Below are 11,593 nucleotides of genomic sequence, written 5' to 3' on the forward strand. Positions count from 1 at the left end.
CGATTGGTATGGCGGAAGTACTAAGGTTATGGAAAAGGTATGGCTCAAGTCGTATCCCGCTGGTGTGGCCGCCGAGGTTGACGTCAGTGAATTTGGATCGGTCGCCGAGCTGATCGAAAAGAGTTGCCAGCGGCACGGGAAGCGCCCCGCCTTCAGCAACATGGGCGCGACCTTGACTTACGTCGATATCGATCGTCTTTCCGCACGGTTCGCGGCATATCTCCAGCAGGATTTGAAGCTGGCAAGAGGCACGCGCGTGGCGGTGATGCTGCCGAATCTGTTGCAGCATCCGGTGGCGACGTTCGGCATTCTGCGCGCCGGACTGGTGGTGGTGAACGTCAATCCGCTTTGCAGCGCGCGCGAGTTGCAGCACATGCTCGGAGACTCCGGCGCGACCGCTATCGTTATTCTCGAAAACTTCGCGCATGTGCTGGCGAAGGTACGGCCAGCCACCGTGATCGAGCATGTGATCGTTACACGCATGGGCGATTTGCTGCCGTTTCCGAAATCGGTGCTGGTCGATTTCGTGGTCGATAGGATCAAGCGACTGGTGCCGCCTTACCAGCTTGCCGGCGCGGTCAATTTTGTGCGCGCACTCAAAGCGGGCAGGCGGCTGTCGCTGATGAAACCTCCGCTGCAACCTCAGGACACGGCTTTTCTGCAATACACCGGCGGCACCACCGGCCTGTGCAAGGGCGCGGTGCTAAGTCACGGCAACATGGTCGCCAACACGCAGCAGGCCGCCATGTGGTTCAGAACGGTGCTGGAAGAGGGCGGGGAATCGGTGATCACCGCACTGCCGCTTTATCATATCTTCGCGCTGACGGCCAACTGTCTGTTGTTCGTCAAGATCGGCGGTCACAACCATCTGGTGACCAATCCACGCGACATGCCCGGCTTCGTGAAACTGCTGCGCGGACTGAAGTTCACTTTCATCACCGGCGTGAATACGCTTTACAACGGCCTGCTCCATACGCCGGGCTTCGAGCGTATCGATTTCTCGCATCTCAAACTCGCGATCGGCGGCGGCATGGCGGTGCAGGCCGCGGTGGCGGAACGCTGGCAAAAGGCCACCAGCGTGGTGCTGCTGGAAGGCTACGGCCTCACGGAGACCGCGCCGGTGGTGTGCATAAATCCGGTGGATCTCAAGCAGTTCAGCGGATTCATCGGGCTGCCGGTGCCGTCGACCGAGGTGTCGGTGTGCGACGAGTCCGGTATCGAAGTCGCGTCGGGCGAGGCCGGCGAGCTGTGCGTGCGCGGCCCGCAGGTGATGCAGTGCTACTGGAACCGACCCGAAGAGACTGCGAGGGCGATCAGCGCGGACGGCTGGTTTCACACGGGCGACATCGCCACCATCGACGCACGCGGATTCGTGCGCATCGTCGATCGCAAGAAGGATATGATTCTCGTGTCCGGCTTCAACGTCTACCCTAATGAGGTCGAGGCGGCGGTGGCCGCGCATCCCGGTGTGCTGGAAGTCGGCGTGATCGGTGTGGCGGACGACGCCTGCGGCGAGGCGGTCAAGGCCGTGGTCGTGAAAAAGGATCAAGGTCTGACGGCCGAGGCCCTGCGTGTGCATTGCAAGGAGCAGCTGAGCGCCTACAAAGTGCCGAAATTCATCGAGTTCCGTGCCGAGCTGCCCAAGACCACGGTGGGCAAGATACTGCGGCGCAGCCTGCGGGACGAGCAGGTGGACACGCAGTCGCGCGTGGCGGAACACGCGTGAGCGCCCCATTGCCCGACGCGTCGCTTTGTCGATCATTGGGGATAGCTCGCGTCAGCCTGAACTCGGCAGGCCGCACGGCGCAAACAGGCGTGATACCGCCGCCACACGCGTAGTTTCGGAACAAAGCGCCATGTCGTCAGTCCGACCCTGATATCACTGCCGGAGATTCGCCCCATGCGGATTTCTCACCGACTTGCCATAAATCTCCTTATAATCCTTGCCGTTTTTGCACTGACATATCCGTTCGCGACCAGTGCGCTTGACGTTTACAAGTGGACTGACGGCGACGGCGTAGTGCATTACAGCGAGTCGCGCCCGCGTGCCGGCGCGGGCGATGTCGCCTCGCTCAAGACTTTTGAAATCGCTAACGAGCGCAGTCCTGGCGATGCCGAGGCGAGTCGTTACCGATCCATGCTGGACGTGGCCGAGCGGCTGGAGCAAAGCCGCTTGGCAAGGGAGCGGACGCGCGCGATACGCGATGCGCGTCAGGATCAACTCCCTGCAGGGACGCCGCGTTACGCCGAGGATAACATGAGCTACCGGGGCATTTACCCTTACGCGTCAGGCTACTACCGCCCGCATTATCCGCATCACCCTCAGTTGTACCTGCCCCGGTCCAACTACGATCACTCGCCCTGGCCGCTCAATCGCGGAAGCTTTGTCCCGGATGTCCGGCAGCGCGCTGATTCGTATAACCCCGCCGCCCGCGCCCGCGCGCAAGGCGGCGAGGCGATTCGAGCACCGTAGATCTTAGTGACTTCGCACCGTCGCCCTGGCAGAGATACGCGGCGACCGATCTCGATATAGCACCTGAGGCCCCGCATCGTACTTGCGCATCGTGGCGCCGCCACTTACCTTATGCGCTAGTTACTTCGCATAAGGACAGAACAGTCGTGGCAGAGGCCCGTCTCTCCGCTTCCGCGAGCGTGAACGGAAATAATGTCGATGACGGGCACGTTCCGGACAAGCGCTGGGCGCTGCTCACGTTGGGCGCGCTGGGCATCGTCTTTGGCGACATCGGCACCAGCCCGCTGTACGCAGTGCGCGAGGCGTTCCACGGTCAGCATGTCATCGCCGCCACGGCGCCCAACATTCTGGGCGTGTTGTCACTGATTTTCTGGGCGCTTGTAATCATCATCTCGATTAAGTATCTGCTGTTTGTGATGCGCGCGAACAACGAGGGCGAGGGCGGCATTATCGCGCTGGTTGCGTTGATCAATCCCCAAGCCGAATCAAAGCGCGGCTACTACTTGCTTGTGCTTGCAGGGTTGTTCGGCGCGGCGTTGCTGTATGGAGATGGCACCATCACGCCGGCGATCTCCGTGCTCAGTGCGATCGAAGGGCTTAAAGTCGCCACTCCTGCGTTCGAGCCGTATGTCGTGCCAATTACGGTCGTGATCCTCATCGGCCTGTTCATGGTGCAGAAACGCGGCACGGCCGACGTCGGCAAGGTGTTCGGACCGATAATCCTGATCTGGTTCGTTACCCTGGGCGCGCTGGGTCTCATTATGATCGTGGCTGAGCCCGGTGTACTGGCCGCGATCAATCCGTACTACGGCGGTTATTTCTTGTTCAACAACGGGCTGGCGGGCTACCTCGTGCTGGGTACCGTGTTTCTCGTAGTCACCGGAGGTGAGGCGCTGTACGCGGATATGGGCCATTTTGGCCTGCGGCCAATCCAGTTGGGCTGGTTTTTCGTCGTGCTTCCCGGGCTGCTGCTCAATTACTTCGGGCAGGGCGCGCTGTTGCTGCAACTTCCCGCAAGCCCTAACCCGTTTTATCAGATGGCGCCGTCGTGGTCGCTTTATCCGCTGGTGATACTGGCGACTTTTGCCACCGTGATCGCGTCGCAGGCGGTGATTACCGGAGTATTCTCGCTCACGCGTCAGGCGATACAGCTCGGCCAGTTGCCGCGCATGCGCATCACGCAGACCTCGAGCGAGGAATTCGGCCAGATTTATATTCCGGTGATGAACTGGCTGCTGATGTTCGCGACCATCGCGCTGGTGGTTGGCTTTCAGTCCTCCGGCAATTTGGCGGCGGCTTACGGCGTGGCAGTTTCCACGGACATGGTGATCACCTCCCTGCTGGCGTATTTCGTCGCCCGCCGCTGGGGCTGGCATCCGGTATTGCTGGGGGCCTTCATCACGGTATTGCTGGTGGTGGATCTGGCCTTCTTCGGCGCGAACATGCTGAAGGTGCCGGACGGGGGCTGGTATGCGCTCGCCGTGGGAGGGCTGGTGTTCTTCGTAATGGTGACCTGGCGGCAAGGGCATGACGTGGTGCTCTCGCGTCTGCGCGGGGAGACTGAGCTGCTGATGCTGTTTCTGTCGCGGATCGCGCGCGATCCACCGCCACGGGTGCCGGGCGCCGCCGTGTTCATGACCAACAGCGGCGAATGCACACCGCCGATACTGCTGCATCATCTTGAGCACAATCAGGTGTTGCACGAGAAGGTGTTGCTGCTGACGGTACAGACGGAGCGCATACCCTGGGTCAAATCCGCCCAGAGGCTTGATGTCAAGGCGTTCGGGCAGGGTTTTTACCGGGTGATCGTGCGCGTAGGCTTCAAACAGAACTGCAATCTGCCCGTGGCGCTGAGCATGGCCGAGCGTCTGGATTTGCACATCGACCTCGACAAGACCACGTTTTACATCGGCAGCGAGACGCTGGTGCCGAGCGACGAAGTGCCCGGCATGCTGCTGTGGCGCGAGCGCCTGTTTGCGTTCCTGTCGCGCAACGCCGCGCGGCGCACGGATTTTTACGACATCCCATCCGAGCGCGTGGTGGTGATGGGCATACAGGTGGATCTGTAGACAGGGCTGGTTTACGACAAGCGCCAGAAAAGGTGAAAGCAGAACCATCCCCGCTCACTAGAGCACCTACTGTTCCTAAGATCCTGGCTAAACTGTCATGTGAATTGCGACAAAAAATCTCGTAGATACTGCAAATACTAATAGTCCGTAATTCAATTATCGTCCACGGAGAATGATGTGTGGAGAAGACCCAAGCCGTGGCTGTGTTATTGCGCGACACCAACACAAGCCTCAGATAGCGCCCAATATAGATTCAGAATGGCTGGACGATGACCAGAATGACAATGGCGGCGAGAAACAATACCGGGACTTCATTGAACCAGCGATACCAGACATGACTCCGCGAGTTGTCCCCAAGCTGAAAACCTCGTACCAGCTTTGCACACCAGATGTGATAGCCACCGAGCAGAACTACCAGGCTGAGTTTGACGTGCATCCAGGCGGCTGATTGATAAATCGGCCATTCGCCAACAAGCAGCCACAACCCGAATGCGATAGTAAGAATGGCGCTGGGCGTCATTATTCCCCAGAACAGCTTGCGCTCCATAATGACAAACCGATCCAGGCTTTTCTGGTCGTCGCTCATGGCGTGGTAGACGAACAACCGCGGCAAATAAAAAAGGCCCGCGAACCACGTCACCATGAATATGATGTGAAAAGCCTTTACCCAGAGCATGGCTAACACGGACGCGGCTGCATCCACCTACGATGCTGACAATGGCTACGTTAGAAGCGACCTTGAAGCAGCGTTAGTGCGACCTTTAGTCAGCTCGATGGCGGTTGCTATTCGCTACATCATTGATTGCAAATAATTTTCAACGCCCACCCGACCGATCAGGTCCAGTTGGGTTTCCAGCCAGTCGATGTGATCTTCTTCATCGTCCAGTATGAACTGAAACAATTCTCGAGACACAAAGTCGCTGACTGACTCGCAATAGGCAATGGCCTCCCGTAGCACCGGGCACGCCTCATGTTCGAGCAGCAGGTCGCATTCAATCATCTCGCGCGGGTGCTCGCCGATTTTGAGTTTCCCAAGATCCTGCAGGTTAGGTAAGCCCTCGAGAAACAGAATTCGATGGATCAGCTTGTCGGCATGCTTCATTTCGTCCACCGATTCGCTGTACTCCTTCTCATTCAGTTTTTCTAATCCCCAGTTTTTATACATGCGCGCATGTAGGAAGTACTGATTGATTGCCGTCAGCTCGTTTGCAAGCGCCTGATTTAAATAATTAATAACTTTCTTATCGCCTTTCATTGACCTTTCTCCGATGCTAATTCATTGTAAAGCGGGAGCAGCGAAACGCGCGCGGCTCATAGGTCAACACAATAGCATCGGATACTTTAAACTTCAAGCTAAGTTATTGATTTACTGCATTAATTGGAAAAACGAATAAGAGGGATTTATATTGACGCGGCGACTTGCGAAGCAGGCGGAAATTCAAACTGATACATGTAGGACATGAGCATTTATGACTGAGCCGGCAGCAGAGCATCCGCTTCGATCGTCGCACTCTGCCGTTTTCCGTCCATGGCATTTTCGGTCAGAATGTTGCGCGCGCACTGTCCGCAGCGCCCACAGTGGCTTGCGACGCCGAGCCGATTGCGCAATTCACGCAAGGTGCACGCACCTTGGCGGATCTCCGCCCGGATCTGGTGGTCCGTTACTGCACTACAGAGACAGACATACATCGCGCTGACTCACTTATCGTGACTATTCGATTTAAATATTAACGAGAATGATTGTCAATAGTTATGTCAGTAATCGCCTATGGCAATGTTGATGGGCAGCACAAATCGATGAACATTCAGTTCTTTTCAATTTATTATTCGTTATGTCATCATTTTAAAGCCAGTTGGCTAATCGAGTTATTGGCGGACGTTATGGCCATAGGCGCGCAAAGAAAGTGATGGCTTACAGTTTTGGCCCCGCGAGTGCTTGAATGATTAAGGCTGCAATTGTCGGAGCGACAGGCTATACGGGCGCAGAATTGATGCGCTTACTGCTGCCGCATCCGCAGGTTACGCTGGTAACGGTGACTTCGCGTAGCGCCGCGGGTAAGCGTGTAGGCGAGCTGTTTTACAACTTGCGCGGCCGGACGGAGTTATCGTTTGCTGAGTTTTCGCTCAAAGCACTTGCGGAATGCGACGTCGTGTTTTTTGCGGCGCCCAATGGGACAGCTATGGAGTACGCGCCACTCTTGCTTGGCGCAGACGTAAAAGTTATTGATCTGGCAGCGGATTTTCGCTTGCGTGATGCCGATTCGTGGAAGCGGTGGTACGGACGCTCGCATTCGTGTCCCGAGTTACTTGAGCATGCAGTCTATGGATTGCCGGAAGTAAATCGCGATGCGATTCGTTCGGCAAGGCTGCTCGCCAATCCCGGCTGTTACCCAACCGCCGTGTTGCTCGGGTTTTTGCCATTGATCGAGGCAGGCGTGGTCGATCCTGATTACTTGATTGCGGACGCCAAGTCCGGTGTCAGCGGCGCCGGCCGCAAAGCCAGTATCGGCAGTCTATTCTGTGAGGCAGATGAAAACTTCAGCGCTTATGGTGCTGATGGCCATCGGCATTCGCCGGAGATTGCGCAAATGCTGGCACTCCGTGCTCGCCGGGAGGTGTCATTGACGTTTGTGCCTCATTTGACGCCAATGATTAGAGGCATCCACGCCACCTTGTACGCAAGGTTAACTGTAGATGAAGTCGACCTACAGGACATTTTTCAACGGCGCTACGCTGGCGAGCCGTTTGTTGATGTTATGCCTGCGGGCAGCCATCCTCAAACGCGCAGTGTGCGGGGCTCTAATCAGTGTAAAATTGCGGTACATCGTCCGGGCGGAGGAAGCATCGTGCTGGTGCTGTCGGTGATCGATAACCTGGTGAAAGGCGCCGCGGGACAGGCGGTGCAGAATATGAATCTGATGTTTGGCCTCGATGAAGCCCTTGGGCTCGCCGAAATTGCATGTCTTGTATAGCGCGTGCAACGGAACCATCCTGCGTGGGGCGCGTCTTGGATATCGAGACGACGCTATTTAACTTTCGAATGATAATTGAGGTACAGCTATGAATACTGCGGAAGAACAGGGCGTGATCGATGCGGCGGCTTCTGTCATTCCGACGCCAATCAACTTCACAGATGCCGCGGCTCAGAAAGTAAAAGAGTTGATTGATGAAGAAAGCAACGATCAGCTTAAGCTGCGCGTATTCATTAGTGGCGGCGGCTGTTCAGGGTTTCAGTATGGCTTTACGTTTGACGAAACCGTACAGGAAGGAGATACACATGTTGAAAAAGGCGGCGTGACTTTACTGGTTGATCCTATGAGTTTTCAATATCTTGTGGGGGCGGAGATCGATTACACGGAAGGGCTTGAGGGTGCGCAATTTGTAATCCGCAATCCCAACGCGACCACCACCTGTGGGTGCGGATCATCGTTCTCGGCTTGAAGGGAAACGACCTGTTTCGCGCAATCTGAGTTTTCAACTATTTTGAGGGAAGATCGCTCAGAATTTGTTCGCTTGCATAGCAAGGCGTCCCTGACGCGTGTAACCACCCAGCCGGGCCTGCATTGAGGCGGTAACCTGCTGAAAGCGAGCTTTTTCTGTTTCAGGCAAGGGTTTGGCGGTCGGTAGCGCGACTGTCAGCGGATCCTGGTGCTCTCCGTTGATCCGAAATTCGTAATGCAGATGAGGACCAGTCGCAAGGCCGGTCGAGCCGATGTAGCCTATAGTCTGTCCCTGCGCGACCCGTTGTCCGACACTAGTCCCGCTGGCAAAAGCCGACATGTGACCGTAAAGCGTGGTGTAGAGGCTGCCATGCCTGAGGATGATCGTGTTTCCGTAACCGCTGATGTAGCCCCGTTCCTCTAGCACCGCATCACCGGTCGCTTTGATGGGCGTGCCAGTAGATGCAGCATAATCCACGCCCCGATGCGCACGGATCGTATTAAGAATCGGATGTCTTCGATTCAGGTCGAAGTGTGAGCTGATTCGGGCGACATCCACCGGTGTGCGCAGGAAAGGCCGGCGTACGCTCCGGCCTTCCGGCGTGTAAAAACCGGTATGCCCATTGGAATCGGTGTAACGTATCGCCCTGAAAACGCGACCCTGGCTGGTGAATTCCGCGGCAACGATGTTGCCTGAGCCCACCGCTTGACCCTGGCGATAATGCTCATCATGCACTACGGTGAATGTGTCACCTCTGCGAATGTCCAGAGCAAAGTCGATATCCCAGCCGAACAGTCCGGCCAGTTTCATGATCATTAAATCGGATAGACCGGCGTCATTTCCGTCCACGTATAGCGATCGGGATATGACACCGGAGGTGACGACGCGGCGCGGTTCCATTGCGCGATCATGTAGTTTCGCTTGCAGGTTGCCTTCGCTGGTTTTGATTACGCTAAGGCGCGTCGCGTAATCAGGGTCGAAAATGAGCTCTTCCATGCCGCGGTCGCCAATGCGCACGCGCAGCTTCTGGCCCGGATAGATTGAATCCAGGACTTCCGCTTCGCCGCCAAGGCGCATGATGCCATCCAATTCGTCGTAAATGTCCAAACGACTGAATATCGACGATAACGTATCTCCGATAGCGACCGTGATTCCATGCCATTCCCCGTTTGCCCTGCTCCGAGGTCTGGCGGCTGGACGAGCACCCGATATCGTTGTTTGCTGTTCAATGCCCGATTGCAAATCGCGCTTCGAAAACTCTCGATCGGGAGGGATCGACGAGGCGCCTGGAAGCGCCAATGGCAAATTGATGTGCGGCGCCGCCCGCGCGTTGTCGTACGCGAATGCCGTTGCCTGTACCTGATCCTGCTGCGGTACCATGAATCGGCCGCTGTTAGCCTTGGCAATTACAGCGCCGAGTACGAGCACGCTGATTATAGGAATTAGCGATGGGCCGCGGAACGGATACGGCGTTACGCCATAGTCTGCAGCGAAAACGCGTAGTGCACTGCGTTTATAGTCAGCTTTTATGTATGATCCGCGAGTCACTGGAATTCCAACGTTTTTTCGATGCAGGGAAGATAACGTCACCATGCCCATCGGTCAATTTGTCTATAGGGCGATTAGCCATGTTCCAACGACGCACGGTCGGTTTTCAGGTGACGCACGGTCGGTTTACAAGTTCTTTTTGCGTTAGCTCATGATCTCGGTTACTGACCAGCTTGCGGTAATTCGGCGCGGCAGCGATGAGATTCTCGTTTATGCTGAACTTGTTGAAAAGCTCAGGCTGAACAGGCCGCTGCGGATTAAGGCGGGTTTCGATCCTACCGCGCCCGATCTGCATATTGGTCACGCGGTATTACTCTATAAGCTGCGCCAGTTTCAGGAATTGGGGCACGATGTCATATTTTTGATTGGCGATTTCACCGGCATGATCGGTGACCCCTCCGCAAGGAGCGCGATTCGAAAGCCGCTGAGCCGCGATGAAGTCATGGCTAACGCAGCGACTTATCAAGCTCAGGTTCACAAAATACTGGACCCGGAACGAACCCGTCTGACGTTCAATTCAGCATGGATGAACCAGATGAGCGCGGGTGATCTCATACAGTTGGCGGCCAGACACACCGTCGCAAGAATGCTGGAGCGCGACGATTTTCACAAGCGCTATGTCGGTGGCCAACCGATTGCGATCCATGAGTTTATCTACCCCTTGGTGCAAGGATACGACTCGGTGGCGTTAAGCGCCGACGTTGAATTAGGTGGTAGCGATCAGAAATTCAACCTGCTGGTCGGCCGCGAACTACAAAAGCAATACGGACAGGTCCCGCAGGTCGTCATAACAATGCCTCTCCTCGAAGGGCTCGACGGCATGCAGAAAATGAGCAAGTCGCTAGGCAACGCAATCGCAATCACTGCGCCTGCCAACGAGATGTTTGGCAAGCTGATGTCGATTTCTGACGAACTCATGTGGCGCTACATGGAATTGCTCAACATTGCGCCCATCACCGCTGTCGAGTCGCGGAAGCGCGAAGTGGCCGATGGCGCGAACCCGCGCGACATCAAATTGCAGTTCGCGCAGGAGATTGTGCAGCGGTTTCACGACCGCGCGTCCGCGGAGGCGGCGATGCGGGAGTTTATTGCTCGTTTTAAACACGGGGCGTTGCCCGCCGATATGCCCGCGATACAGGTTGCCGTGGGCGGTGACGGATTGCCGATCGCCAACGTGTTAAAGCAGGCAGGGTTGGTAGCCAGTACGTCCGAGGGGCTGCGCATGATCGATCAGGGCGCTGTTCGAGTACAGGGAGAGCGGATAGTAAGCAGAGACTACAAGGTGGTTTCGGGCGCCACGCTTGTACTTCAGGTGGGCAAGCGACGGTTCGCGCGTGTAACCACGACCTTGCAGTGAAAGCCGGGGGGATTCATTTCTATACTGTCATGTATCTACTGTCGCGATAAACTGCTTGACGCGCATCGTTTATGACCTATAATCGCGCCCTCTTGAAGATCGCGTCAATATTTAGTCCGCTGCCCTTTCGAACTAAAAAAATGTGGACTAAACTGTCCCATTAGAAGCATTACTTGATGGCATTAGCGATTCGCCGAACCACTGTTCGGCTGTGTTCTTTTACAATTTGTCAGGTAGTTTGTGCGGGTGCTTGCGTTTGTGTCGGATATTGAAAGACATTGACGTAAGTCACCCAAAAGCTCGTAAGAGCATTTGGACCCGACTTTGTCAGTTAGTGCTTTTACAGCGCAAGCTGTAGCAGCTTTAAACTGAAGAGTTTGATCCTGGCTCAGATTGAACGCTGGCGGCATGCCTAACACATGCAAGTCGAACGGTAGCAGGGGCTTCGGCCCGCTGACGAGTGGCGGACGGGTGAGTAACGCGTAGGAATCTACCCAGTAGCGGGGGATAGCTCGGGGAAACTCGGATTAATACCGCATACGTCCCTTGTCATATCGATAAGGGGGAAAGCAGGGGACCTTTTAGACCTTGCACTATTGGATGAGCCTACGTCTGATTAGCTAGTTGGTAGAGTAAAAGCCTACCAAGGCAACGATCAGTAGCTGGTCTGAGAGGACGATCAGCCACACTGGGACTGAGACACGG

At 56.0% G+C, this 11,593-nt stretch carries 10 protein-coding genes and 1 rRNA gene; 7 read left to right on the top strand and 4 right to left on the bottom strand.

Going from position 1 to position 11,593, the window contains the following annotated elements:
• The first annotated feature begins 28 nt into the window (after positions 1-28).
• The 3 genes from H0V34_10340 to H0V34_10350 all read left to right on the top strand — a co-directional run bounded on the left by H0V34_10340 (position 29) and on the right by H0V34_10350 (position 4,542).
• Positions 29-1,726 carry an AMP-binding protein gene (locus tag H0V34_10340; GenBank protein ID MBA2492071.1) on the top strand — a complete coding sequence of 566 codons (1,698 nt, stop codon included), beginning with the start codon at positions 29-31 and terminating at the stop codon, positions 1,724-1,726.
• Positions 1,727-1,900: 174 nt separating this feature from the next.
• On the top strand, positions 1,901-2,473 hold the full coding sequence (locus H0V34_10345; GenBank protein MBA2492072.1) for a DUF4124 domain-containing protein: 573 nt from the start codon (positions 1,901-1,903) through the stop codon (positions 2,471-2,473).
• Between the two features lie 230 nt (positions 2,474-2,703).
• Positions 2,704-4,542 (top strand): potassium transporter Kup, encoded by a 1,839-nt coding sequence (locus tag H0V34_10350; protein ID MBA2492073.1) that lies wholly within the window; start codon positions 2,704-2,706, stop codon positions 4,540-4,542.
• A gap of 253 nt (positions 4,543-4,795) precedes the next feature.
• Here the strand turns inward: H0V34_10350 and hemJ are convergent, their stop codons facing one another.
• The 3 genes from hemJ to H0V34_10365 all read right to left on the bottom strand — a co-directional run bounded on the left by hemJ (position 4,796) and on the right by H0V34_10365 (position 6,231).
• Positions 4,796-5,218 (bottom strand): protoporphyrinogen oxidase HemJ, encoded by a 423-nt coding sequence (gene hemJ / locus H0V34_10355; GenBank protein ID MBA2492074.1) that lies wholly within the window; start codon positions 5,216-5,218, stop codon positions 4,796-4,798.
• Positions 5,219-5,332: 114 nt separating this feature from the next.
• Positions 5,333-5,797, bottom strand: coding sequence for a bacterioferritin (gene bfr, locus H0V34_10360; protein ID MBA2492075.1), 465 nt, complete (start codon positions 5,795-5,797; stop codon positions 5,333-5,335).
• Between the two features lie 212 nt (positions 5,798-6,009).
• Positions 6,010-6,231, bottom strand: coding sequence for a bacterioferritin-associated ferredoxin (locus tag H0V34_10365; protein MBA2492076.1), 222 nt, complete (start codon positions 6,229-6,231; stop codon positions 6,010-6,012).
• 251 nt (positions 6,232-6,482) lie between these two features.
• On the opposite strand from H0V34_10365, the gene H0V34_10370 reads away from it, so the two are divergent.
• Together H0V34_10370 and erpA are read left to right on the top strand one after the other, a co-directional pair.
• Complete coding sequence (locus H0V34_10370) at positions 6,483-7,514, top strand: N-acetyl-gamma-glutamyl-phosphate reductase (GenBank protein ID MBA2492077.1); 1,032 nt, start codon at positions 6,483-6,485, stop codon at positions 7,512-7,514.
• An 88-nt stretch (positions 7,515-7,602) separates the two neighbouring features.
• Positions 7,603-7,983 (top strand): iron-sulfur cluster insertion protein ErpA, encoded by a 381-nt coding sequence (gene erpA, locus H0V34_10375; protein MBA2492078.1) that lies wholly within the window; start codon positions 7,603-7,605, stop codon positions 7,981-7,983.
• 57 nt (positions 7,984-8,040) lie between these two features.
• On the opposite strand, the gene H0V34_10380 is transcribed toward erpA, so the two are convergent.
• Positions 8,041-9,582, bottom strand: a complete 1,542-nt coding sequence (locus tag H0V34_10380) for a peptidoglycan DD-metalloendopeptidase family protein (GenBank protein MBA2492079.1) — start codon at positions 9,580-9,582, stop codon at positions 8,041-8,043.
• Positions 9,583-9,682: 100 nt separating this feature from the next.
• Between H0V34_10380 and H0V34_10385 the strand changes: the two genes are divergently transcribed.
• Together H0V34_10385 and H0V34_10390 are read left to right on the top strand one after the other, a co-directional pair.
• Entirely contained in the window at positions 9,683-10,888 is a 1,206-nt protein-coding gene (locus tag H0V34_10385; protein MBA2492080.1) for a tyrosine--tRNA ligase, read from the top strand.
• Positions 10,889-11,243: 355 nt separating this feature from the next.
• Positions 11,244-11,593 (top strand): 16S ribosomal RNA (locus H0V34_10390); the annotation flags it as partial.

The organism is Gammaproteobacteria bacterium (assembly GCA_013696315.1).
Classification (GTDB): Bacteria; Pseudomonadota; Gammaproteobacteria; order JACCYU01; family JACCYU01; genus JACCYU01.